The 24226-nt window shown below is 65.7% G+C and carries 24 protein-coding genes; 12 read left to right on the forward strand and 12 right to left on the reverse strand.

The features are described 5' to 3' along the window. The first annotated feature begins 47 nt into the window (after positions 1-47). Both ACFI9K_RS13010 and ACFI9K_RS13015 read left to right on the forward strand, forming a co-directional pair. Positions 48-728 carry a DUF5642 family protein gene (locus ACFI9K_RS13010; RefSeq protein WP_462664054.1) on the forward strand — a complete coding sequence of 227 codons (681 nt, stop codon included), beginning with the start codon at positions 48-50 and terminating at the stop codon, positions 726-728. Between the two features lie 150 nt (positions 729-878). Beyond that, a complete protein-coding gene (locus tag ACFI9K_RS13015) occupies positions 879-1994 on the forward strand; it encodes a DUF4192 domain-containing protein (protein WP_462663892.1) in 1116 nt (371 codons plus the stop codon). A 5-nt stretch (positions 1995-1999) separates the two neighbouring features. Here ACFI9K_RS13015 and galE read toward each other — a convergent pair whose 3' ends face one another. Next, positions 2000-2992, reverse strand: a complete 993-nt coding sequence (gene galE, locus ACFI9K_RS13020) for a UDP-glucose 4-epimerase GalE (RefSeq protein ID WP_462663893.1) — start codon at positions 2990-2992, stop codon at positions 2000-2002. Positions 2993-3038: 46 nt separating this feature from the next. Then, complete coding sequence (locus tag ACFI9K_RS13025; protein WP_032377729.1) at positions 3039-3725, reverse strand: metal-dependent transcriptional regulator; 687 nt, start codon at positions 3723-3725, stop codon at positions 3039-3041. Between the two features lie 185 nt (positions 3726-3910). On the opposite strand from ACFI9K_RS13025, the gene ACFI9K_RS13030 reads away from it, so the two are divergent. Continuing rightward, positions 3911-5179 carry an acetoin utilization protein AcuC gene (locus ACFI9K_RS13030; RefSeq protein ID WP_462663894.1) on the forward strand — a complete coding sequence of 423 codons (1269 nt, stop codon included), beginning with the start codon at positions 3911-3913 and terminating at the stop codon, positions 5177-5179. Beyond that, positions 5172-7904: a bifunctional acetate--CoA ligase family protein/GNAT family N-acetyltransferase gene (locus tag ACFI9K_RS13035; protein WP_462663895.1), complete on the forward strand. Its 2733-nt coding sequence runs from the start codon at positions 5172-5174 to the stop codon at positions 7902-7904. Before ACFI9K_RS13030 ends, ACFI9K_RS13035 begins: the two co-directional genes overlap by 8 nt. Positions 7905-8029: 125 nt before the next feature. On the opposite strand, the gene ACFI9K_RS13040 is transcribed toward ACFI9K_RS13035, so the two are convergent. The 3 genes from ACFI9K_RS13040 to ACFI9K_RS13050 all read right to left on the reverse strand — a co-directional run bounded on the left by ACFI9K_RS13040 (position 8030) and on the right by ACFI9K_RS13050 (position 11093). Further along, positions 8030-9001 carry a sigma-70 family RNA polymerase sigma factor gene (locus ACFI9K_RS13040; RefSeq protein ID WP_032377730.1) on the reverse strand — a complete coding sequence of 324 codons (972 nt, stop codon included), beginning with the start codon at positions 8999-9001 and terminating at the stop codon, positions 8030-8032. Between the two features lie 192 nt (positions 9002-9193). Then, positions 9194-10687, reverse strand: a complete 1494-nt coding sequence (locus tag ACFI9K_RS13045; protein ID WP_462663896.1) for a DUF7782 domain-containing protein — start codon at positions 10685-10687, stop codon at positions 9194-9196. Positions 10688-10721: 34 nt separating this feature from the next. After that, positions 10722-11093 (reverse strand): DUF3099 domain-containing protein, encoded by a 372-nt coding sequence (locus ACFI9K_RS13050; protein WP_222094952.1) that lies wholly within the window; start codon positions 11091-11093, stop codon positions 10722-10724. 93 nt (positions 11094-11186) lie between these two features. Here ACFI9K_RS13050 and ACFI9K_RS13055 point away from each other — a divergent pair, with 93 nt between their 5' ends. Beyond that, positions 11187-11423 carry a DUF3039 domain-containing protein gene (locus tag ACFI9K_RS13055; protein ID WP_462663897.1) on the forward strand — a complete coding sequence of 79 codons (237 nt, stop codon included), beginning with the start codon at positions 11187-11189 and terminating at the stop codon, positions 11421-11423. Between the two features lie 4 nt (positions 11424-11427). Here ACFI9K_RS13055 and ACFI9K_RS13060 read toward each other — a convergent pair whose 3' ends face one another. Continuing rightward, the gene (locus ACFI9K_RS13060; protein ID WP_462663898.1) at positions 11428-12495 is read right to left on the reverse strand and encodes a YihY/virulence factor BrkB family protein; all 1068 of its coding nucleotides are present in this window, start codon (positions 12493-12495) and stop codon (positions 11428-11430) included. A gap of 189 nt (positions 12496-12684) precedes the next feature. Between ACFI9K_RS13060 and ACFI9K_RS13065 the strand changes: the two genes are divergently transcribed. Continuing rightward, positions 12685-14421 carry a DEAD/DEAH box helicase gene (locus ACFI9K_RS13065; RefSeq protein ID WP_462664055.1) on the forward strand — a complete coding sequence of 579 codons (1737 nt, stop codon included), beginning with the start codon at positions 12685-12687 and terminating at the stop codon, positions 14419-14421. A 92-nt stretch (positions 14422-14513) separates the two neighbouring features. Here ACFI9K_RS13065 and ACFI9K_RS13070 read toward each other — a convergent pair whose 3' ends face one another. Then, a complete protein-coding gene (locus ACFI9K_RS13070) occupies positions 14514-14708 on the reverse strand; it encodes a DUF7455 domain-containing protein (protein ID WP_032377734.1) in 195 nt (64 codons plus the stop codon). A gap of 233 nt (positions 14709-14941) precedes the next feature. Here ACFI9K_RS13070 and ACFI9K_RS13075 point away from each other — a divergent pair, with 233 nt between their 5' ends. After that, entirely contained in the window at positions 14942-15871 is a 930-nt protein-coding gene (locus ACFI9K_RS13075; protein WP_462663899.1) for an EamA family transporter, read from the forward strand. 28 nt (positions 15872-15899) lie between these two features. Next, positions 15900-16259, forward strand: coding sequence for a DUF952 domain-containing protein (locus ACFI9K_RS13080; protein ID WP_462663900.1), 360 nt, complete (start codon positions 15900-15902; stop codon positions 16257-16259). A 106-nt stretch (positions 16260-16365) separates the two neighbouring features. Here ACFI9K_RS13080 and ACFI9K_RS13085 read toward each other — a convergent pair whose 3' ends face one another. Further along, positions 16366-17694, reverse strand: coding sequence for an RNA polymerase sigma factor (locus ACFI9K_RS13085; protein WP_462663901.1), 1329 nt, complete (start codon positions 17692-17694; stop codon positions 16366-16368). A gap of 161 nt (positions 17695-17855) precedes the next feature. Continuing rightward, entirely contained in the window at positions 17856-18677 is an 822-nt protein-coding gene (gene ppgK, locus ACFI9K_RS13090) for a polyphosphate--glucose phosphotransferase (protein WP_462663902.1), read from the reverse strand. Positions 18678-18933: 256 nt separating this feature from the next. On the opposite strand from ppgK, the gene ACFI9K_RS13095 reads away from it, so the two are divergent. Beyond that, positions 18934-19779, forward strand: a complete 846-nt coding sequence (locus ACFI9K_RS13095; protein ID WP_462664056.1) for an inositol monophosphatase family protein — start codon at positions 18934-18936, stop codon at positions 19777-19779. 15 nt (positions 19780-19794) lie between these two features. On the opposite strand, the gene cei is transcribed toward ACFI9K_RS13095, so the two are convergent. Further along, positions 19795-20475 (reverse strand): envelope integrity protein Cei, encoded by a 681-nt coding sequence (gene cei / locus ACFI9K_RS13100; protein WP_462663903.1) that lies wholly within the window; start codon positions 20473-20475, stop codon positions 19795-19797. A gap of 544 nt (positions 20476-21019) precedes the next feature. Between cei and ACFI9K_RS13105 the strand changes: the two genes are divergently transcribed. Then, complete coding sequence (locus tag ACFI9K_RS13105; protein ID WP_027496891.1) at positions 21020-21322, forward strand: DUF4193 domain-containing protein; 303 nt, start codon at positions 21020-21022, stop codon at positions 21320-21322. A 71-nt stretch (positions 21323-21393) separates the two neighbouring features. Here the strand turns inward: ACFI9K_RS13105 and ACFI9K_RS13110 are convergent, their stop codons facing one another. Next, positions 21394-21861, reverse strand: coding sequence for a DUF3093 domain-containing protein (locus tag ACFI9K_RS13110; RefSeq protein WP_462664057.1), 468 nt, complete (start codon positions 21859-21861; stop codon positions 21394-21396). 208 nt (positions 21862-22069) lie between these two features. On the opposite strand from ACFI9K_RS13110, the gene dut reads away from it, so the two are divergent. Then, complete coding sequence (gene dut, locus ACFI9K_RS13115) at positions 22070-22531, forward strand: dUTP diphosphatase (RefSeq protein WP_462664058.1); 462 nt, start codon at positions 22070-22072, stop codon at positions 22529-22531. 64 nt (positions 22532-22595) lie between these two features. Then, entirely contained in the window at positions 22596-23435 is an 840-nt protein-coding gene (locus tag ACFI9K_RS13120) for a DUF3710 domain-containing protein (protein ID WP_462663904.1), read from the forward strand. Here the strand turns inward: ACFI9K_RS13120 and ACFI9K_RS13125 are convergent. Beyond that, entirely contained in the window at positions 23417-24139 is a 723-nt protein-coding gene (locus ACFI9K_RS13125; RefSeq protein ID WP_462663905.1) for an alpha/beta fold hydrolase, read from the reverse strand. The two genes, ACFI9K_RS13120 and ACFI9K_RS13125, sit on opposite strands and share 19 nt — an antisense overlap. Between the last annotated feature and the right edge of the window lie 87 nt (positions 24140-24226).

Raw genomic sequence — 24226 nt, forward strand, 5'->3', positions numbered from 1 at the left:
GACCCCGAAGAGGACACCACGTGAGCCGCGCCGCACGGAGAATCCGCCTGACCACCGCTGCCACGTCGGCGGCGATCGGAGCGCTCGTGCTGGTGGGGTGCAGTTCCACCGTCACCGGAACCGCCGAGCCCAGTGCCGGTAGTACCTCAGCGGTGCCGTCCGATACGGATCTGAACACTCTGCTGATCGACCCGGCGAGCTTCCCGGCCCCGTACGACGCGTTGGTCCTGCCCCCGCAGGCCATCTCGCAGGCTGCTCCCGACCTCAGCGGAATACCGGCCGGTGCCGAGGTCAGCCCAGCAGGGTGTAAGCCTTCCGATCAGGATTTCGGCCCCACCGGCACGGCCATGATCGTCGGCACCGACAACGACAGCCGGTCCACCATCTCGATCGAGTTGACCGCTGTCGACGAACCACTGTCGGCGCGAAAAGAGCAGCTCGAGCAGTGCGGTGAGGTGACTGCGACCAAGTCCGGTGCCACCTCGACGGTGACCTCCACATTGACTCCTGCCCCTCCGATCGATGCGGACGACACCTTGGCCGTCCGGCAGACGGTGGCGTCGGGAACCGGGGGTGACGCTGTCACCCAGTCGATGTTGACGCTCATGGCACAGATCGACGACGTGCGGGTGGCGGCCACCTTCATGTCGTTCGATTCGGAGACGCCCGACGCGATGACTCTGGACGAGCTGTTCACCGCGGCGGTGCAGAAAGTGAAGCAGGGATGATCAGCGCTTAGCAGAATGCGCCGACAGGGACCGCTCGACGACGACGCGCCCGGCACGTTTCATCCACAGGACCCTCGTCCTCCACAGGGCAGCACGGAGGCCCAGCTCGCGCGGAGCTGAGGCCGAACAGTGCCGCGAGGATTTGTGGTCATGTACACACCGACCGATTCTTACGACAATGCCGACCCTCGCCGCCGCGTGCGACTCGGCGACTCCAGCGATCTGATGGCAGCGGTACCGGCAATGCTCGGATTCCATCCCCACCGTTCTCTCGTGCTGATCGCGGTCAGGGACGGCGGCGCGAGCGTCGGTCCCACGATGCGCCACGACCTGGTGCTGGCGGGTGAGCACATCGATCGGCGCGCCGGGGGCGGCAGCAGGGCCACACCGGAGATGCTGGACGTCATCGGTTATCTGGCCGGCTACTGCGCATCCGAGAACATCCCCGCTGTCATTGCGGTGTTCGTCGACGACCGTCTCGACCGCGCCGTGCGAGATGCCCATCTGCTGGACGTCGAGGCCGTGGTGGAGGAGCTGGTCACCACCCTCGGATCGTTCGGGATAGAGCTCAGCGCAGCCCTCGCGGCGGCAGAGATCGCCGATTCCGCCGCGTGGTGGTCGGTCTGCGGGCCGCAGCGGCACGGCCGGATGTCCGACCCGTCGACGTCACCGTTGACCGTCGCCCGGGTGCTCGACGGCTACTCCGTGCGACGATCCAGGGGTGAACTGGCCGAGACCATCGCGCCGGGTGCCCAGCACACGCTTTCGGCCGTCGCGACTGAGATCTCGCACTGGGGGCGTGACCGAGGACGTACCCTCACCGACGAGTTGACGACGGTCCTGGCGTATCTCGCACGGGCACCGTACGACACGGAACTGGACCCGGTCGACATCGCTCGGATTGCCGTGGCGATCCGTGTGGTTCAGGTTCGCGACGCACTGCTCGCATTGACGCTCGGCGACGATGCGGGGTTCGTCGAAGAATTCTGGGCAATGATCGCGCGTGTGCTGCCCAGGCGCGAAAGAGCCATCGCTACAACGCTTCTGGCTTTCAGTGCGTATGTTCGCGGCGACGGACCGATGGCCCGTATCGCGATCGACGCGGCCTTGGAGGCGGACGGGAAGTACAGCTTGGCGCGATTGCTGGACAGATCGCTCAGTGCCGGAGCCGGTCCCGAACTGGTTCGTGAAGTCGCCGAAAGTGGATTCGCGTGCGCGCGGGCATGCGGCGTCCGCCTACCCGGCGATCCGTTCGGGCGACGGTGACGGCGTTACGACCCGGGTCGGTGCGCGGCATGCGACCGAGCGCCGAGTTGCTGCAGGAAGGCCCAGGCGTCCGCCACGATGCGATCGAGATCGGTCAACTCCGGCGACCACTTCAGCTCCTGCATCGCTCGGGCACTGGAGGCGATGAGAACGGCCGGATCGCCTGCGCGCCGAGGAGCGTGTTCGACGGCGATCGGCAGGCCGGTGACCCTCTCACAGGACGAGATGACCTCGTGTACGGAGAAACCGGTGCCGCTGCCGAGGTTGTAGATGGTGTGTTCACCCGGCTGCGCTGCGTCGACCGCAAGAATGTGGGCTTCCGCAAGATCTGCGACGTGAATGTAGTCCCGGACGGCCGTGCCGTCGGGGGTTGGCCAATCGGTGCCGAACACCGAAATCTTCTCGCGCTGCCCGAGCGCGACCTGGAGTACGAGTGGGATCAGATGGGTCTCGACGACGCGATTCTCACCGAAACCGTTGTAGGCACCGGCGACGTTGAAGTACCGCAGGCTGGTGGCGGCGAGACCGTAGGCCGACGCGTACGACGTGATGGCGTGGTCGATCGCGAGCTTCGTGGCACCGTAAGGGTTGGTCGGCCGGGTAGGGGCGTCCTCGGTGATAGGCGTCTTCTCGGGTTCGCCGTAGGTGGCTGCGGTCGAGGAGAACACCAGCTTCGGAGTCTTGGACGCCCGCATTGCGTCGAGCAGCGCCAGCGAGGTGACCACGTTTCCGGTCCAGTATTTGTCCGGTGCCACCACCGACTCGCCGACGAGCGATTGAGCAGCGAAGTGCAGTACGGCATCGAACCCGCCGCCGCCGAGCACCTCCGACGCCACGTCTTTGACGTCGCCCTCGACGAATCTGGCAGCGCCGGGCACAGCGTCCCGGTTCCCGGTGGACAGGTTGTCCACGACGACCACCTCGTGGCCGCGCTCGAGGAGCACGGCTGCACACACACTGCCGACGTACCCCGCACCACCGGTAACCAGAAGCTTCACTGTTCGCTCTCCCTCACACGCTCGCGGCGCAGCCGGCAGTGTGAGGTCAGACCCTCTTCACCTGGACGGCATGCGCCATTTCGTCGGATATGTCGACACCGCTGTGTCCTGGCACGGTGATCGTGACGGACCCGGGCTTGGCCTCGACTGTAACCCGCGCGTCGGGAACGACGCCCGCTTCACGAAGCTGGGCGATCACTTCGGGATCGGACTGAACGTGCTCGGCCAGACGGCGTACGACCACTGCGGTCGGCTGGCCGACCGGCACATCGGTGAGACGGATGAGGGCCTCGGGTGCAAGGGTCGACTGACCGAGACCGAGCTCGGCCAACCCGGGGATGGGGTTCCCGTACGGCGATGTGGTCGGGTTGTTCAGCACGGCGACCAGACGACGCTCGACTTCCTCGCTCATCACGTGCTCCCAACGGCACGCCTCGGCGTGTACGTCTTCCCAACGCAGACCGATGATGTCCACCAGCAGCCGTTCCGCCAAGCGGTGTTTACGCATGACGGCAACTGCCAGACTGCGACCTTTCTCGGTCAGCTCGAGGTGCCGATCTCCTGCGACGGACAGCAGGCCGTCGCGTTCCATGCGCGCAACGGTTTGGCTGACGGTGGGACCACTTTGTTCTAGCCGTTCGGCGATTCGCGCGCGAAGCGGAATCACACCCTCTTCTTCCAAATCGTAGATCGTCCGGAGGTACATCTCCGTGGTGTCGACCAGATCCTTCACACTCAACCCCTTCGTCGGGCTCGATCCTACCGTCAGCGCCCCGAAATCGGCGCTGCACCCAACTGGCACGAGCGCGGCGCACCACAACGGTGCTCGTCGTTTCCCGTGGCTTCTCACAGGGGGACATGAAGGACAACACCGGAACCGTGCCACACCATCCCACCCGACAACGTAGTTTTGTCCGTATGTCTGACAAGGCGACACGCGCCGCCGAGTACATCCCGAACCGTCCCGAAGACATCGTCGTCTGGAGCAAGGACTACCTCGGCTACCGGTGGAGTGACGACCATCCGATGAACCCCACTCGGCTCGACCTGACCATGGCACTTGCCACCGATATCGGGGTGCTCGCCGGAGTCGAACTCGTCGAGCCCGTCGCCGCACCGGATTCCGAACTGCTCCGGTTTCACACCAGCGCCTACATCGACGCCGTCAAACGAGCGCCGTCCCAGGGTCCGGCGTTGCGCGACCCCGACGACGTAGTCCACGGACTCGGCTCCGACGACAACCCGGTGTTTCCCCAGATGCACGAGGCGAGTGCCATGCTTGCCGGCGGATCTCTGGCCGCGGCCCGCGAAATCGCGTCCGGCCGCGCCCGACGCGCGGTGAGTATCGGCGGCGGTATGCACCACGCCATGGCCGACTGGGCCTCGGGTTTCTGCGTGTACAACGACGCCGCGATCGCCATCTCGTGGTTGCTGGACAACGGGTACGACCGAATCGCCTACATCGACGTCGATGCGCACCACGGAGATGGCGTCCAAGCGGCCTTTCTCGGCGACCCCAGAGTGCTCACCGTCTCGTTGCACCAGCACCCGGCGACGCTCTGGCCGAACACCGGGTGGTCGACCGAGGTGGGGACCGAACGCGGTGAGGGAACCTCCATCAACGTTCCTCTGTTACCCGGCACTGCAGACAGGCTGTGGCTGCGCGCGTTCCACGCGATCGTGCCCGGTGCCGTCGGAGCGTTCCGGCCCCAGATCATCGTCAGTCAATGCGGTGTCGACAGCCATCGCGAAGACCCCCTCGCTGACCTCGCTTTGACTGTCGACGGCCAGAATGCCGCGTTCCTCGCCATGCGCAACCTTGCCGACGAGCACTGCGAGGGCAGATGGTTGGCCGTCGGCGGCGGAGGGTACGGCCTCGTGCGTGTCGTCCCGCGGTCGTGGACGTACCTCATCGCCGCCGCGCTCGGCCGCGAGGTCGATCCGACGTCGGCACTGCCGGACACCTGGCGCGAGCGGGTGCGGACGATGGCACCGAGCGTGGATCTTCCGCAGACCATGGGTGACGGGGGAGACGTCGACTTTCCCGCGTGGGACGGGCCCGGTGGATCTCTCGCCGGGACCGACGGCACCGACAGGGCCCTCGAACGCGTGGACTCGGCCATCATCGCCACCCGTAGGGCAGTGTTTCCGCTGCTCGGACTCGATCCGGAGGACCCGCGTGACTGATCCGACCGGCACCCCGTCACCGACCTCCTCGTCCGGTGAACCCCCCGCCGAGCCCACAGCTCAGGACCTCGCACGAGAGCGTGCGGAAACCTCGTTCCCACGCCACTGGGTTGCCGATGTACTCACCTCGGACGGTGGCGTCGTACATCTACGCCCGATCGTGCCGTCGGATTCGGACCGGATCGTCGCCTTCCACGGGCGGCTGTCCGAGCGGACGAGGTACCTCCGATATTTCGGGCCGTACCCCACGATGCCCCAGCGCGACGTGCTCAACTTCACCACTGTCGACCACCACGACCGCGTTGCGTTCGTCGCCGTGCTCGGTGACGACATCATCGCGGTCGGACGTTACGAACGTCTGCCCGAGGGCGACGGAAACTCCGCCGAGGTCGCCTTCGTGGTGGCCGACTCCCACCAAGGTCGTGGACTCGGACCGATCCTGCTCGAACACCTCGCGGGGGCTGCAGCCGAGAACGGGGTGAAGATGTTCGTCGCCGAGGTGCTCGCCGAGAACCGGAACATGGTCACGGTGTTCCGGGAGGCGGGCTACCAGGTCAGCAGGTCCTTCGAGGGTGGGGTGCTGCGGCTTGAATTCGCCATAGATCCGAGCGAAGCGCTGTTGTCGGTGCGCAATTCACGTGAGCGTGCCGCCGAGGCCCGCAGCGTGCGCAACGTGCTCAGTCCACGGTCGGTGGCCGTGATCGGAGCGTCGACGGACAACTCGAAGGTGGGCAATGCCGTGCTCGCCAACCTGCTGGCCGGCAATTTCACCGGCCCGGTCTACCCGGTCAATGCCGACCACCGATCGGTCCGCGGCGTTCGTGCCTACGCCACGGTCCACGACATCCCCGACCCGGTCGATCTCGCGATCGCAGCGGTTCCGGCCGACGCCATCGACGCGGTGCTCGACGACTGTCTGGACAAGGGGGTCAAGGCACTGTTGGTGGTGTCGGGCGGATTCGGTGAAACCGGGCCCGCGGGGCAGGAGAGCGAGCGCAGGTTGGTGCTCGCCGCACGGGCGCACGGCATGCGATTGATCGGACCCAACGCACTGGGAGTGGCGAACACCGACCCCGAGTTCGGCTTGAACGCCACGCTCGCCCCGCATTTGCCGACTCCGGGCAACGTCGGATTCTTCTGCCAGTCCGGCGCGCTCGGTATCGCGATCCTGGACGAGGCGGCCAACCGCAGACTCGGTCTGTCGACCTTCGTCTCGGCCGGCAACCGAGCGGACGTCTCCGGCAACGATCTGCTGCAGTACTGGGACTCGGACCCGGCAACCGAGGTGATCCTGCTCTACCTCGAGAGCTTCGGTAACCCCAGAAAGTTCACCAGAATCGCACGCCGAGTAGCCCGCAGCAAACCCATCATCGCCGTCAAGAGCGGACGCGGAGCCGTCCCGCCCGCTCATGCGATCGGTGCCGACATCGACGACTCGATCGTGCGCGCTCTGTTCGCGCAGGCCGGCGTCATCCAGGTCGACACCATCTCCGAGTTGTTCGACTGCGCAGTGCTGTTCGGGAACCAGCCTCTGCCGGCCGGACCTCGGGTCGCCGTCGTGGGCAACTCGACGGCGCTCGGCGTGCTGGCGGTCGATGCTGCACGGGCGAAGGGATTGCACGCGAGCACCCCGATCGACGTCGGCCCGCAAGCAGGCCCCGAGAGTTTCGCCGAGGCCATCGCGTCGGCGTTGGCCGCATCGGACATCGACGCCGTCATCGTCGTGTTCGTACCCCCGGTTGCCGTGGAGGTAGAACCGTTCGCGACGGCTCTGGGCAACGCAGTCCGCGGCTCCGACAAACCTGTGCTGTCGACCTTTCTGGCCGCCGAGGGAATTCCCGACGTCCTGGCCGTGCGCGGACCGGGTGGTCACCCGATTCGTGGTTCGGTGCCCTCGTACTCGAGTCCGGAACGGGCGGTTGCAGCTCTGGCGGCGGCGTGGCGTTACTCGTCGTGGCGTGCACGACCGGTGTCGAATCCGGTGCGGCCCAAGAGCGTCGACCCGGAGACGGCCAAGGGGCTCGTCGAGCATTGGCGTTCGGCCGGCAGCGGGGGACGCTGGCTCTCGGATTTCGAGACCGCCGAACTGTTGGCCTGTTACGGAGTGGAGGTCGTGCCGTTCCGCGTCGCGACCGACGAGGACGAGGCCGCGGCTGCAGCCGACGAACTGGGGTATCCGGTGGCCGTCAAGGCGACAGGGGAGCGGTGGAGGCACCGCCCCGATCTCGGAGGAGTTCGCCTCGACATCGCCGACGCCTCCGCGGTGCGAGTGGCGTACCGCAACCTGGCGGCCGATTCGGGCGAGCCGCTGCTGCACGTGCAGCGTATGGCAGTCAAAGGAATCGGCTGCGTCGTACGGGTTCAGGACGACCCGTCGTTCGGCTCGCTCATCTCGTTCGGCCTGGCCGGAGTCATCTCGGACCTGTTGGGCGACCGGGCGTATCGGGTACTTCCGCTGACCGAGGACGAAGCTGCCCAATTGATCGACGCGCCGAAGGCGGCACCGCTACTGTCCGGCTATCGCAATGCCGTGCCTGTCAACAAGCAGGCCCTGATCGACCTGGTCCAGCGGATATCCGCACTGGCGGAGGACATCCCGGATATCCGAGAGATTTCCTGCGAGCCGGTGCTGGCGTCCGCCGACGGCGCGCAGATCATCGATGCGCGCGTGCGGATCGGGCCCGAACCGACCAAGGCAGATCTCGGCCCTCGCCGGCTGCGCTAGAACGAGACAGGCTTCGAAACGGCGGAAGCCGAGCCGACGTCCGGGGGAGGAACGTCGACTCGGCTACCGCGTGAGGTGGCGCGAACAGGAATGTTCACCGCTGCTCCACCGGTCGGTGGTCGAGATCAGCTGGCGTAGGACCGCAGTTTCTCGGCGCGGTCGCCCTGGCGAAGCTTGACCATCACCTCGCGCTCGATCTGGCGTACGCGCTCGCGAGAGAGTCCGAAGAGCTTCCCGATCTGATCGAGAGTGCGAGGCTGTCCGTCGTCCAGGCCGTAGCGAAGTCGAATGACCTGCTGCTCACGCTCGTCGAGAGTGCCGAGCACGACGCGGACGTCGCTGTGTAGGAGGCCGGCAATGACGGCGTTCTCGGCCGAGGTCGCCTCCGAGTCCTCGATGAAGTCGCCCAGAGGTGCTTCCTCGTCGCTGCCGACAGGCATGTCCAGGCTCACCGGATCCCGACTGTGGTCGAGCAGATCGGCAATCTTCTCCACCGCGATGCCCGATTCGCTCGACAACTCCTCGTCCGTGGCCTCGCGGCCCAACTGCTGATGCAGCTCGCGCTTGATTCTGGCCAATTTGTTGACCTGTTCGACCAGGTGGACAGGCAGCCGGATCGTGCGGCTCTGATCGGCCATGCCGCGGGTGATGGCCTGCCGAATCCACCAGGTGGCATACGTGGAGAACTTGAAGCCCTTGGCGTAATCGAACTTCTCCATCGCGCGGATCAGGCCCAGGTTGCCCTCCTGGATCAGGTCCAGGAGAGGCATTCCGCGGCCGGTGTAGCGCTTGGCAAGTGACACGACCAGGCGGAGGTTCGCCTCGAGCAGGTGGCTTCGTGCAGCGCTGCCGTCGCGAACGATGATGGCCAGGTTGCGCTTCTTGACCGCACTCAGACGCTTGGTGTTCTCGAGAACCTGCTTGGCGTACAGACCAGCCTCGATCCTCTTGGCGAGGTCGACTTCTTCGGCAGCCGTCAACAATGCCGTACGGCCGATACCGTTGAGGTACACGCGAACGAGATCGGCTGCTGGGCTCTGGGCGTCCAGATCGGCATCGGTGGGCCGTGGACGAATCGTGGTGCTGGGGCTGGTCATGACTTGCCTCCTGGTCGGTGGTGTCTCACAAAGTTCAACGCTCGGGAGACTCCGATAAGTTCCCACGCCGATCCTCCTGATACCCGCGTGACCAGGGAATACGTCAAGGTTGTCCTGAGAAGTTGCTGAGAACTGACACGGGCGGGAACGAGGCCCCGCACGGGGCACTGCGCGGGGCACTGCGCGGTCGGTTCACGAAACCGGCCGAACCAGGCCGTGGCGTACGAGTCCCTGCATCATCGTGACCGCGTGCGCTGCCAGTTCGTCGGGGTCTTCGTCGTGCGCAGCAGCGAGCAACTCGACCAGTTCGCCGACCGGCAGGCCATCCGGCCGCAGGCCGGCCAACAGCGCAGCACCGAGTTCGTCGATGTCGTGCTGCCACTGCGGGCCGTTGCCGCGATGAACCCGCACCGCCACCGGAGCCCACCCGTCCTCGCCGGGCAAGTAGACACGTTCGAGTGCCGTATTCGAGTCCAGAGTGAGCACTGAATCCAGAATGTCGTGCTCGCGAAGCCAATCCAACCGTGCGAAGTAATCGATCGACTCGTTGCCGAGAGGGTCCGAGAACCCATGAGTGAGCTCCTCGGCCAGAAGATCGGTCGGCACATCCGTCCGGCGCAGATAGACGAAGCCGAAGCCGATGCCTTCCACGTCTGCGTCGGCGAAATGATCGAGCCACGATTGCGCCACCGCGGCCGCGTCGGGATCGCGGGGATCGAGGCCGCCGTCGCGCATCCAGGTGCCGACATAGAGAGCGGGATCGGCGACGTCGCGTTCGACCACCCAGGCATCGACTCCGTGCGCCGGCAGCCACGACGCAACTCGCGTGCGCCAGTCCTCGCCGCGGATATGGACCCAGGACGCCAGTATGGCGGCAGTGCCGCCGGGGGCCAGGTGCTCCGGGGCCTGCCCGATCATCAACGCACTCGCCCCGTCGAGATCGAGCCCGGAATCGCGGTAGGAATGCTGCACTTCGGCGCGCCCGACGACGAACGGCGGGTTGGCCACGATGCGATCGAATCGGCGCCCGGCCACGGGCTCGAACCACGACCCGTGCAGCAACTCGACCTCCAGGCCGTTGAGCGCCATCGTCGCCGCAGCAAGGTCCATCGATCTCGGGCTGATGTCGGTGGCGGTCACATGCTCGGCATAGCCGCGGGCATGGACGGCCTGAACTCCGCAGCCGGTTCCCACGTCCAGAACGGTCGACACCGGGGACGTGGGGGTTCCCCGCAGCAGTGACAGCGAGGCTTGGCCGACGCCCAGTACGTGGTCGGCCGCGGTCTCGGCGGCGCGCATGCTGCCGTCCGGGTCCGAGACGATCCACCGAGTGCCGTGTCCGGCATCGAGCGGCCGGATGTCGAGCAGTGTCCGCACCGAGGATTCCGAACGGTGAAGGATCCCGGCCTCGACGGCATCAGCCACGCTCAAAGGTGCGATGGCCTCGGAAACGTCGGACTCGGGGCAGTCGTCGACGAGGAGAAACAATCGCACCAGGACGCCCAACGGGCCGGAACCTCGGCTGGCGTTGCGCACCGGAACCGGCTCACTGCGTCCGAGTGCGGCGTGCGCATCGTCTCCGAGCAGGGTCAGGATGCCGTCTGCGTCGTACCCGGTTCGCTCGAACGCCTGCCGCAGTAGTGCACAGGCGACGATCAGCGGGGGAAGGGCTCTGGGTGCGGTCACCACGCAAGTGTCGCACCGGGAGCCTCGACCGGTGTCAGTCGTCGTCGCCCGGTTCGATCACGCGGTGATTGCTCGATTCCAACTGAGGCTTGTCGACCGTTCGGTAGTCGTACCGACTCATTTCGTCCTTCGTGCGCGGCGGTCGATCGTTGGCGATCAACACCGCCATCCACGGCAGCGGAATGGACACGCCGACGATCGCCATGGAGATCCACGGATTCATCCACATTCCGTAGGCGAGGGCAGCCAACACCAGCGCCGGGATTCTGAAGGACATGATGAACATGTACTTTCGTACACGCTTCTTGTGCTGCTCCTCGACCGACTGTTGTGCCTCGGTGATCAGGACAGGCCCATCCGGCGAGTCGCTGTACGCGCTGCCGTCGAACCCTGGGGTTCTCGTCATAACTCCACTGTGGCACTACCGCTCACAGAATGCATACGACGAGCTGTGGAACCGGTTACCCCTCGCTGTCGATCCACGGATTAATCTGTGTTCATGAGCACTCAGACGAAGGACCGTCCCGACATCGCGCCGGACGAGACCACCGAGGACGACCGGCCGAAGTTCTTCCATTATGTGAAAAAGAACAAGATCGCCGAGAGCGCCGTCATGGGTACACATGTGGTCGCGCTGTGCGGTGAGGTGTTTCCTGTCACCAAGTCCGCGAAGCCCGGATCTCCCGTGTGCCCCGACTGCAAGGAGATCTACGAGGGCCTCAAGAAAGGCGAGTGACGACCTATTCGGCGGTGGGCTCGGGGCGGTCGGCACGCGCACGATCTCCAGCGAGTTTGATCGGTCCTGTGGCGAGCTTTCGAGCAACTGCCGACATGGGTCCCGAGGGCTTCTCGTCGGCGGCCGCCTGTGCTGCGATCCACTCGCGCATCTGGTCCATTCGGGTTGCTCTGGCGGGCCAGAATTCCTGGATCGTGGCGTTGAACTCGGCTCCGAGAACGACGGCGAAGCCGAGGAAGAACGTGAACAGCAAGAATGCGATCGGCGTGGCGAGTGCGCCGTAGGTGTACCCCGTGCTCGTCACCCAGGTGAGGTACCGGCGGAGCACGGCGCTCGCGATCATGAAGAACACGCCTGCGAGCAGCGCTCCACCGAGCAGTCGGTGCCATGGCAACGAGGTGTGCAGAGCGAGCTTGTACAGGGTGGTCAGACCGATGATCAGAAGCAGACCGACAGCGGGGTAGTAGAAGAAATCGATCAGTTCGCTGCCGACCGTGATCCACGAGTCCGGCAAGATCTGCTGGACGTACACCGGTCCGAGTGCGACGAGTGGGAGCACGAACACCGCAATGATCAAGAACCCCACGTAGAGCAGCAGCGCGAAGAACCTCTGCCAGACCGGATTTCGGGCGTCGGCCTGCCCGTGCGCTTCGACGATCGAGTCCACGAACGTCGAGATCGCGGACGAGCCGGCCCACAGCGAGAGCAGGAACCCGACCGAGACGATCTCGCCGCTACCCTGCGCGAGGACGTCTCGGACGGTCGGCGCGATGATCTGATCGACCACGCTGCTGCTGAACAGCGTGTTACTGAAAGTGATGATCTTGGACTCGATGATGCCGACGGTGTTGGGCCCGAACCATCCGCCGACGAATCCCAGGCTGCCCAGCACACCGAGTAGGAGGGGCGGCAGCGAGAGGGTCTGCCAGAATGCCGCCGTAGCGGCCTTGCTGAAGATCGAGTCGTCCCACGCTTTGCTCAGGGTGCGGAGCGTCACTCTCCACGCCGCACGTATCGGCTTTCTCGCCGACATCCGTTCCGGTGTCGGCGTAACCCCTGTTGACTCAGTCATGGTCACTCCAGCATTCCTGACCGATGGCGTCTTCGCCTAACGACCGACCCGCCGTGTCGCGTCCGATTCACCCCAGCGATGCGGGATCGGTCGGTGTGGAGCGATAGGCTCCTCCGCGGACACTGCAGGGCTACCGAGAGCGCGAGGAACTACATCGATGCCAGGAACCGGCGGCCAGTGAGCGCTGACATGTTCGATCCCACACCACCGACCGAGCAGGCAGCTGCACCCGTGAACGGGGGAGCGCCGCTGCGTGCGTGGCAGCGGCGTGCGCTGACGAAGTACCTGGTGGCCTCTCCCAAGGACTTCCTGGCCGTCGCCACGCCGGGCGCAGGTAAGACAACCTTTGCGCTGCGTGTTGCTGCGGAGTTGCTGGCCCATCGCACGGTCGATCAGGTGACCGTCGTGGCACCCACCGAGCACCTCAAGCACCAGTGGGCGGAGTCGGCGGCGAGGGTGGGGATCGCTTTGGACTCGCGCTTCTCGAACTCGACCGGTCAGACCTCGAGCGACTACCACGGCGTGGTCGTGACGTACGCACAGATCGCCTCCCACCCGTTCAAGCATCGAGTGCGCACCGAGGCCCGCAAGACCCTGGTCATCCTCGACGAGATCCACCACGGCGGTGACGCGAAGAGCTGGGGCGAGGGCATCCGCGAGGCTTTCGGCGACGCCACCCGACGCCTGGCACTGACCGGTACTCCGTTCCGTAGTGACGACAGCCCCATTCCCTTCGTCAACTACGAACCCGATCAGGACGGGCTGATGCGGTCCAAGGCGGACCATTCCTACGGGTATTCCGACGCGCTGGCCGACGGCGTCGTTCGACCGGTCGTCTTCCTCGCGTATTCCGGCGAGGCGCGGTGGCGCGACAGCGCCGGCGAGGAGTACACCGCCCGACTGGGCGAGCCGCTCAGCGTCGAGCAGACCGCACGGGCCTGGCGGACAGCGCTCGACCCCCAGGGCGACTGGATGCCCGCAGTGTTGCTGGCGGCCAACACCCGCTTGGCTCAGCTACGTGCGGGCGGAATGCCCGACGCAGGCGGGCTCGTGATCGCAACCGATCAGACCGTGGCGCGGGCATACGCGAAGCTCATCGAGGTGATCACGGGGGAGACACCGGCCATCGTGCTCTCGGACGATCCCACCTCCTCCGCTCGAATCGCCGAGTTCGGTAAGAGCGACCAGCGGTGGATGGTCGCCGTGCGCATGGTGTCCGAGGGCGTCGACGTTCCTCGACTTGCCGTCGGTGTCTATGCGACGAGTGCGTCGACTCCGCTGTATTTCGCGCAGGCGATCGGCCGGTTCGTTCGCTCGCGTCGTAAGGGGGAGACGGCCAGCGTCTTCCTGCCGTCGGTACCGGTTCTGCTGGATCTGGCGTCTCAACTCGAGGCGCAGCGGGACCACATTCTCGGAAAGCCGCACCGCGAGAAGGACGGGTTCGACGACGAGCTACTGGCCGATGCCAACAAGCAGAAGGACGAACTGGGCGAGGAGGAGAAGGCGTACACCTCGCTGGGCGCGGACGCCGAGCTCGACCAGGTCATCTACGACGGCTCCTCGTTCGGAACGGCGACGTTCTCGGGCAGCGACGAGGAAGCCGATTACCTCGGCCTACCCGGGTTGCTCGATGCCACGCAGATGCGGGACCTGTTGCGTCAGCGTCAGCAGGAGCAGATCGACAAGCCGGCTGCGGGACCGGCTGTTCCGGCCCCGCCGGTCGTCAACGACCGAGCTACCAGCGCGGGTCAGCTGGCCGGCCTGCGGCGTGAGCTGAACAGTTTGGTCGCGGTGTACCACCACCGCACCGGAAAGCCGCACGGAGTGATTCACGGCGATCTACGACGCATCTGCGGGGGACCGCCGACGGCCATGGCATCGGCGGATCAACTGGGCGAGCGGATCGCCCAGTTGCGGAAGATGTAGAGCGCGCACGAAAAAACGGACGGTCTCGCGACCGTCCGTTCTTTCGTGAGATTCGATTGTGGCGAACCTGTGTCCCCCGACGTCTGGGTGGGCTACACCGTGGAGTCCGATTCGGTCATCACCGTTGCGTTCACTTCACGCAATCGGGCTTCGTGCTCGGCGGCGTGGTGACCGCAGAAGAGAAGTTCTCCACCGGTCGAGAGCACGACGCGCGCGCGAGCCCCTGCACCGCACCGGTCGCACCGGTCCGCTGCTGTCAATTGTGGGCTGGTCAATGTTCCGGGCATGACTCCTCCGTACTGGCTTGCGGGTTGTCCCGTTCGCCTGGGGCCGGTCCGCCGCGTCGGTATGGCGCGGTTCGTTCACTCTGTCAGACGTATGGCGGTCATGCGTTGTTCCCGAGCGCGTTTCTTTGTGTTGTCACTAACACGAAACATGCCCTACGAGCTGGAACGCCATGAAATCTGTTCGCTGACAGCAGACACGGCTCGGAGCGAGTCGCGGCAGTAAGGTCGCCGTTGTGGCTTCGACTTCTCATTCGCTGTCCGGCGCATCGAAGCTGGGTATTCCGTCGCTGTTCGTGATCGGCGCGGTGTGCATGTACGTCGGTGCGGCGATCGGCGTGTTCCTGTTCGATACCGTCGATCCGGCCGCGGTCGCGTGGTTACGGGGTTTCGGCGCGGCTCTGGTGTTGGTGATCTGGCGGCGACCATGGCGGCACCGCGCTGGTGTGGGTGGCACGTGGTCCGTGCGGCGACTCTGTACGGCAGCCGCGTTCGGCGGTGCAACCATCGGCATGAACGCGATGTTCTACGAGGCCATTGCCCGGCTACCGCTGGGCGCGGCGGTGGCCATCGAGTTTCTGGGGCCGATCGCCGTCGCCGCAGCCGGGTCGAGGAAGCCGGCCGACGTGGGGGCGCTGATTCTCGTCGTCTTGGGCGTCGGTGCCATTGCATCGGCCCAGTTCGACGGCGGCGAAGTGGGGCTGGTGGGTATCGCGTTCGCGCTGGGCTCGGCGGCACTGTGGGCGGCCTACATCGTCCTGGGCAAGTCCGTTGCCGATGCGGGTCAGGGTCTCGACGACATGGCGGCCGGGTTCGGTATTGCATCGGTGATTCTGGCAGTGCCGTTGTTCGGACCGTTTGCGGTGGCTCACGCGAATGCGCTGGGGGATTGGCGCATCTGGGTTCTGGGACTGGGTGTGGGACTGCTGTCGAGCGTGGTTCCGTACGTTCTCGATCAGTTCGTCCTGGTGCGGGTGGGCCGGGCCAAGTTCGCGTTGTTGCTGGCACTTCTCCCGGCGACGGCTACGGTCGTCGGTGCCGTCGTCCTGACCCAGATTCCCACGGTGCTCGAGGCCGTCGGAATCGTGGCTGTCATCGCGGCGGTCGTCGTCGGTGGGCTGCCATCCGCCAGAGATCGCGGCGTTGTCGACGTTCCGCCGCCCTGACCGCGCTTCCGCCCGGCAGAATGAAGTCGTGACCAGTAAGCAGGACGACCTCGTTCACATCTGTACTGCAGCGCAGTGGTTGTCGATGCGCGGGCAGGTCGAATACACGCCGGAGTCGTACGGCGAGGTGGGCTTCGTTCACCTGTCGACGCCCCAGCAGGTGCATCTGCCTGCAACTCGGCTGTACTCGGGGCGAGACGATCTCGTTCTGCTCCGGCTGGATCCAGCTCGACTCGGTGCGCCCGTTCGATGGGAACCCGGCGTGCCGTCCGATCCCGAGTCCATGCGATTTCCACATCTGTACGGGCCGCTACAGATCGCAGCCGTGACAGCGGTGCTCGACTACCGGCCCGGCCCGGACGGAGCCTTCACGGTGCCGACGATGTGACGGAGATCGTGAATGTGCTTCGGACGTCGCAGTGGCGAACTGCCGCCGGACGACGAAGACCGCCGATCGCAAGGATCGACGGTCTTCGTTCGATGAATCGGGTCACTCAGTCCAGGTAGTCGCGCAGCACCTGTGAACGGGACGGGTGGCGCAGCTTGGACATCGTCTTGGACTCGATCTGACGGATCCGCTCACGGGTGACCCCGTACACCTGACCGATCTCGTCCAGGGTGCGGGGCTGTCCGTCGGTGAGGCCGAAGCGAAGACGGACCACACCGGCTTCGCGCTCGGAGAGGGTCTCGAGCACCGACTGAAGCTGGTCCTGCAGAAGCGTGAACGACACCGCGTCGACGGCGACGACTGCCTCGGAGTCTTCGATGAAGTCGCCGAGCTGGCTGTCGCCCTCGTCGCCGATGGTCTGATCGAGCGAAATGGGCTCGCGAGCGTACTGCTGGATCTCGAGCACCTTCTCAGGTGTGATGTCCATCTCCTTGGCGAGTTCCTCCGGGGTGGGCTCGCGGCCCAGATCCTGCAGGAGTTCACGTTGGATGCGTCCGAGCTTGTTGATGACCTCGACCATGTGCACCGGGATACGGATGGTGCGGGCCTGATCGGCCATGGCGCGGGTGATGGCCTGACGGATCCACCAGGTGGCGTACGTCGAGAACTTGTAGCCCTTGGTGTAGTCGAACTTCTCGACCGCGCGGATCAGACCCAGGTTGCCTTCCTGAATCAGATCCAGGAACGCCATGCCGCGACCGGTGTAGCGCTTGGCCAGCGAGACGACGAGTCGGAGGTTTGCCTCGAGCAGGTGGTTCTTCGCGCGGTTGCCGTCACGGCAGATCCACGTCATGTCGCGCCGCTGGGCGACGGGGAGCTTGTCACCCTTCTCCGCGGACTCACGCATCTTCTCGACTGCGAACAGTCCGGCCTCGATGCGCTTGGCGAGCTCGACCTCTTCCTCGGCGTTGAGGAGGGCGACCTTGCCGATCTGCTTGAGGTACGCACGGACGGAGTCTGCAGATGCGGTGAGCTCTGCATCCTTACGCGCCTGACGCAGAGCCTCGGATTCTTCCTCGTCCCAGACGAAGTCACCCGACGCCTTGTCCTCGGCGGTCGGCTCGGCGGTGGCGTCCTCTTCGGTGTCGTCACCGGCGGCGACGACCTCGACGACATCGTTGGCGGCCGCAGCCAGGTCGCCTTCCGAGATGTCGATGTCCTCGATTCCGGGTGCGCTCTCATCGGCGTCGTCCCCGGTGGCGGGGGTAGCTGTCTTCTTTGCTGCGGCTTTCTTCGCCGGTGCTTTCTTGGCTGCGGCGCGCTTCGCCGGAGCCTTCTTCGCCGGTGCCTTCGCAGCGGGTGCCTTGACAGCGGGTGCAGGTGCCGCAGACTCGGTCTCGGAATCTACGGTCTGACGGATATCGGTGGCTGCCACGTACGCCCTTTCGTGACGAAGTCGTGCGGCGTCACGCCAGAGTTGTTTCCGGCGGAGAGGTCTTCGGATTCGGGCCGGCTGCGCACCGGCACACACCATTGTAACGACCTCTCAGGAGTTTGTTACCGACCCTCGTCCAACGTGGGTGGCGACACCGCGTGTCAGTCCGCCGATCCAGCGGATGTGCCGGTTTCCGCAGAGGGGACTGCGGTGTCCGCGGCGAGTGCCGCCCCTACGATTCCGGCAGTGTTCAGCAAGGTCGCCGGTACCACCGGGGTGCGGTTCGTCAGGTGTGGAATCCACTTCTCGCTCTTGCGACTGATTCCGCCGCCGGCGATGAACAGATCCGGCCACAGCAGCGCCTCGAACGTCGCGAGAACCTTCGAGACCTCCTTGGCCCACTCCTTGTACGACAGTCCCTGGTTCTCCTTGACCGAGGACGCCGCGCGGTGCTCGGCTTCCTTGCCGCCGATCTCCATGTGGCCGAATTCGGTGTTCGGCAGCAGTACGCCGTTGTGCAGCACCGCAGAGCCGATACCGGTGCCGAACGTCAGCAGGACGACGACACCGTCCTTGCCTTTGCCGCCGCCGTACTTGTCCTCGGCGATACCGGCTGCATCGGCGTCGTTGAGGACTGTGATGTTCTCGGTCCCGATCGCCTTCGCGAACAGTGCTCGCGCGTCGGTGTCGATCCAGGACTTGTCGATGTTGGCGGCCGAGCGTGCGACGCCGTTGGTCACGACGGCGGGGAGCGTGACGCCCACCGGGCCGGTCCACTCGAAGTGCTCGACGATCTGAGCGACGGTGCGCGCGACGGCGTCCGGAGTGGACGGCTGGGGTGTCTCGATCTTGTAGCGGTCGCCGATGAGTTCCCCGGTGATCAGATCGACGATTCCGCCCTTGATACCGCTGCCGCCGACGTCGACGCCGAATCCGCGGCGCGCTGCTGCGCCGGTGGTGGTGTCCGAACCTGCCTGTGTCATGTGGTTGCCGCTCCTGGCCCGTTCGAGTCCGTGTGTAGTCGCCTCCGAACAATAGTGCCGTTCCCATACGTTCGTGGGATCGCGACATCACCTCGACGTGAGCGGTGAGTCGCCGCGGTGGTGTTCCGCCGCCACAATGTGTTGCGATGTAGGTGTGCCGACACCAGACGCCTCGCAGAACGACACCGCCAGTGCGCAATTGCCGCAGACATCGGTCCAGCCCGAAGGGGCGGGTACCGGATCGAACACGCGAGACGTGGACGTCTTGCGTGAGGTCGCCGTTCGGGTCGCGATGCGCGCTGCCGAGCACGTGCGAACCCGGCGACCTCAAGTGTTCGGTGGCGGTTCGAGTGTGGATGGCGCCGCCGCGGTGCAGTCGAAGAGCACGCCGACGGATCCGGTGACCGTCGTGGACACCGAGACCGAGCGTGTTCTGCGGGAGATGCTGGCGCAGCTGCGGCCTTCCGATTCCATCCTGGGGGAAGAGGAAGGCACCGAGGACGATTCCCTCGATGGTGTGCGGTGGGTCTTGGATCCGATCGACGGGACCGTGAACTTCATGTACGGAATCCCGGCCTACGCGGTATCGGTGGCCGCTCAGATCGACGGTGTCAGTGTGGCGGGGGCTGTGGTGGATATCGCCCGGGAGCTCGTCTACTCCGCGGCGCAGGGGCGCGGTGCGACCGTCGAAGGGGCCGACGGAGCCCAGGAGCAGCTTCGGTGCTCGGACGTCACGACACTGTCGATGACGTTGCTGGCCACCGGATTCGGTTACGGGTCGGGGCGACGGGCTGTGCAGGGCGCGATCATTTCCGAACTGCTGCCTCAGGTCCGAGACATCCGCCGGATCGGGTCGGCTGCACTCGACCTGTGCATGGTCGCTTCCGGAGCGGTCGACGCCCACTTCGAGCATGGGCTCAGCCCCTGGGATTGGGCTGCGGGTGCGCTCATCGCGGCCGAGGCCGGAGCGGTGGTGCGGTTGCCTGCGGCAAATTCGACGAGTGCGCACGGCTCCGCGACCGTGGCGATGGCCCCGGGGATCTCGGACGCATTCGTGGCCGCATTGCGTAGCGCCGGCGCTCTCGATCCGATTCCGGGCTGACGGTCGAGTCTGCGGTCAGCAGCGCGATTCGCGTGCGGCCGAGAGCAGGCTGGGGTCCAGCGGCTGAGGTTCTGCTCCGGGTGCTGTGCTCTTGAGCGTGCGCAGCACTTCCTCGGCGTCGTCGTTGGGCTGGATCTGACTGAAGTAGGTACCGAGTGCCAGATCGACCGAGTCGTCGGTGCGGGAGTCTTGGATGAGCTCGGCACAGGGTGCGACCAGCGACACCGAACTCGCTGCGGCAACGCCTGCCGGACCGAACCGAATTTGGCCCTGGCACTGCATGTTCTGATCGACGTAGACCGGATCGTTGCCGACCTGTACGTCCGGTGCGCTCGCGAAACCGTAATCGACGAGTTGTGCGGCCACCAGGGCGGCCTGCCCGCGCTCACCGTTGGCGTTGAAGACTCGCACCTTCGATGCGGACAGGGCGGCCGGTTCCACGTCGAGCAACGTGGCGGGGTCCACTTCCTCGCCCAGCGGCACAGGCTGCGTGCCGTCGGTAGCGGCCGCAGTGGTCGGCGTGTTGCATTCGGCGGTGGCCGACGTGGCCTCGGCGGTAGTGAAGACCTTGACCCAGACGACTACGCCCAGCAGCGCCAGCACCGTGAACACGGCGAGAATGGGAAATGCTCGGCGTCGACGGAACGGACGACCTCGATCGTCGGCCGCATGGCCTTCGGTGATCAGAGAAACCACGGTTGATCTTCGCCTTTCCGTCGGCTGCCGCCGAGAACGGTCACGGGGTCGGTGCACTCCGACGCGGTGCCTACTGTAGATGCCCGCGGAACCGGGCGGCAGCACACTCGACGTGTGTCTGCTCGGAGGCCGAGTTGACACCCCGGTTCGGCGCTCGAAACCGGCACTGCGACGCCATCGCCGGGTCGTGGAATGAAGGTGACCATCGCGGTGTTGATGCGGCGTGCAAGCGGGTACCGGACTCATGGGCGATTCGGTTTCAACTTTGCGACCGGCTTCGGCTATTGTCTGGCGGCCGCGGTGCTTCAAGAATTGGACGCCGGTGCACTGTCGATCAGGTGAGCGAGGTCTCGATCGGGTTTCAACCGGTGAGTTCTGGGAACTACCGGGTGTAGTTTCGGGCACCGCGCGACGACGAACGAGTCGAACAGATACGAACATCGGTGGGAGTGAGCAAGCGCCCTCTCCACAGCCGACGGCCACAAGCCGACCACATCGGCAGCTTCCACCACACACACGCACGAAGATGAGGGGTACGAGAACAATGGCAACCGACTACGACGCACCGAGAAGGACAGAGTCCGACGATGTTTCGGAGGATTCGCTCGAAGAACTGAAGGCTCGGCGCAACGAGGCCCAGTCCGCAGTGGTGGACGTGGACGAATCAGATACCGCGGAATCGTTCGAGCTCCCGGGTGCGGACCTTTCCGGTGAGGAACTCTCCGTTCGAGTGGTTCCCAAGCAGGCGGACGAGTTCACTTGCTCGAGCTGCTTCCTGGTTCATCACCGGAGCCGTCTGGCCAGCGACGCGAACGGTGTACTGATGTGCCGCGACTGCGCGGCATGATCCGGTCCGCACAGGCCTGATCGATCGGCTCGGGTCTGTGCGTTGTTTGGCTCGAGTCGAACCGCCGTGGTTCAGCGCGCTTCGACTCCGTGAGCACTCAGAACGGCCAGTAACGCTTCGGGCCGTTTGGTACTGACCAACCAGTACGGCGTCGGGTCGTCCGCGTCGTCGAGAACCACGATCACCATCTGTTTCACCCAGGTGCGGTGCTGTACGAAGGCGAGCGGATCGAGCTGCCTGCCCAGCGCCGCACTTTTTGCTGTCGCAGGCACGACGGCCGCCTTGGCTGCGACAGCGAGCGGGAGATGGGCTTTGCCCACGTGCAGTTCGACGTCGGCTGTACCGCTCGGTGCCACGACCTCCACGCGCAGCCTGCTGAACGCGAACAGCGCCCAACCGATCAGTGGCAGCAGCACTACGTAGGGCAGCCATGCCCGGATGCCCGGTGCGCCCATGTGAATTTCTGCAGCCAGCAGCACCGCTATCCCAGCGCCGGCTGCCCACCACCAGATCGGCACCCACAGCCGCTCGGAGTACAGAACCGAGTGTGCAGTTCCGGTGGTTCGAGCGGAGTCGGCGGACTCCGAGTTCGTGGGTTCGGTCTGTCGATCTGCAGTCACGAGTACCAGGGTAGTCGCCACCCGGTGACGGGAGCGGGCCAGCGTAGTCTCGTTCGACGTGAGCGACGAAGTCACCGAGAGTGTCCAGGCACCATCGACCGGCCGACCATCGGACCCGATAGGGCCCCTGTCGGTGCAGGGTGAGGTGCGTGTGCGCCGGATCGACCCCGAGTTGCCGATCCCTACCCGTGCGCACGAGGGTGACGCTGGGGTCGATCTACGAATCACTGCTCCGGTGACGCTGGCACCGGGCGAACGTGCGTTGGTGGGAACCGGATTAGCGGTCGCGCTTCCGCTCGGAACCGTCGGGTTGATTCATCCGCGCTCGGGTCTGGCAGCCAAATCGGGACTGTCGGTCGTCAACACTCCGGGGACGATCGATGCCGGATACCGCGGCGAGATCAAGGTCTGTCTGATCAACCACGACCTGCACACCCCGATCGTGCTCGACCGGGGCGATCGCGTCGCCCAGCTGATCGTGCAGCGAGTCGAGCTGGTGACCTTCGTCGAGGTCGACGAGCTGGACGACACCGTTCGAGGGGACGGCGGTCACGGTTCGACCGGCGGTCATGCGAGTCTGAAGAAGTGAGTTCCGCCACGGCACCTGTCGGTGGCAGGCATCGTGGAAGCAAACGAGAAGAAGAGAGCTGAACATGTTCGGACGGCGTAAGAAGAACGACGCCGGCAGTGCCCCCGAGCCCGATGCGGGTGCATTCGTCGGCGGCGTCGAGAACGACGAGACCGCAGACACCGATTCCGACGGTCCCCACGATCTCGGGGACCTCGGTCAGGACCGAGAGACTGTCGCGCAAACCCGTCTCGATCTCGGCTCGGTGCTGATTCCGCTCCCCGAGGGCGGCCAGCTCCAGGTCGAGATGTCCCAGGCGGGTAGCCCGCAGGCAGTCCACATCGTCACCCAGTTCGGTCGCATCACCATCGCCGCGTACGCGGCGCCCAAGTCGCCCGGACAGTGGCGTGAGGTGGCAGCGGACCTGGCAACATCTCTGCGCAACGACAAAGCCGAAACGACGGTGGAGACGGGCCCATGGGGACGTGAACTGCACGGCGTCACAGCCAACGCCGATCTTCGTTTCATCGGAGTCGACGGCTATCGATGGATGGTCCGCTGTGTGCTCGCCGGGCCGTCCGGTGCGGTGAGCGAAGGGCAACCGCTCGTGCAGCTCGCCCACACCATTCTTCGGCAGACCGTGGTCGACCGCGGGACCGACCCGCATCCCGTGCGTACCCCGCTGCCGGTGGTGCTGCCGCAGGTGTTGGCCGAGCAACTCGCCGCTGCCTCCCAACAGCAGGCGGCTGCACAGCAAGCGGCTCAGCAAGCTCCGCAGCCTCAGGTCGCCTCGGGTGAATCCGGCGCACCACAACCGAATTCGGACGTGCAGCAGAATCCGGTACCGGATCCGACTGCGGCCGAGCGTGATCGAGCGCCACGACGCGGCGCGTCGGGTTCAGCGATTCAGCAACTGGGCGGCTGAGGCCACCGTCGGTCGAGACCGTCGACCGCCGCACGCCCCAGGCAACCGGCGTCGAGGCCGATCATGTCCAGCGTCACCGTTCTGAGCGCGCAGTTCGGCAAAGTTCGTGCCCAGTCTTGCGCCACCTCGATCGGATGTACCGGATCGTCCACCGCGCCGACGACGACGGCAGGCAGATCGATGTGCGCTAGCTCACCCAGTTCGAGGCTCCGGTGTCGTGCGGCCTCGTCCAACGCGTCGGGAAGGGCGGGCCACTGAGCCGCCCAGGATCGCCGCAGGGTGCGAGCGAGCCACTCGGGACTCGACGACGTCATGGCCGTGGTGACGGCATCGAGCCCCACCTCGCGTAGCGAGCGGGCAGTGAACTCGGCGCTCAGGGCCGCAGGAGAGCCTGCCGGGTCGCCCGTCCAGGCCGGAAGCGCCAACGCCAGTGCTGCGGTTGCTGCCGGGTTGACCGAGGCCCATCGCGCTGCGACCGCGGCACCGAGCGAGATTCCCGCCACGACTATCCGGCCGTGTGCGCGCGTGGCCGCGTTCAGCGCAACGAGATAACTCTCGACCACAGCGGTCGGATCGGGTTCGACTGCGATGGTGGTCAATCCCACACCGGCGAACGCTGCCGAGAATGCGTCTTCGGCAAACCGGGCGTCCGATCCCGTACCAGGTAGAACGACCGCGGTGAGGGTGTCGAGTCGGCTGTGCACGACCTGATTGTGCACGCCTTCCGTCGCGGGCGTGGCGATGGTTGGTCAGCGCGACACTTCGGGTCTACAGTGGCGAAGTACCCGCCC

The organism is Rhodococcus sp. PSi06 (genome assembly GCF_054960675.1).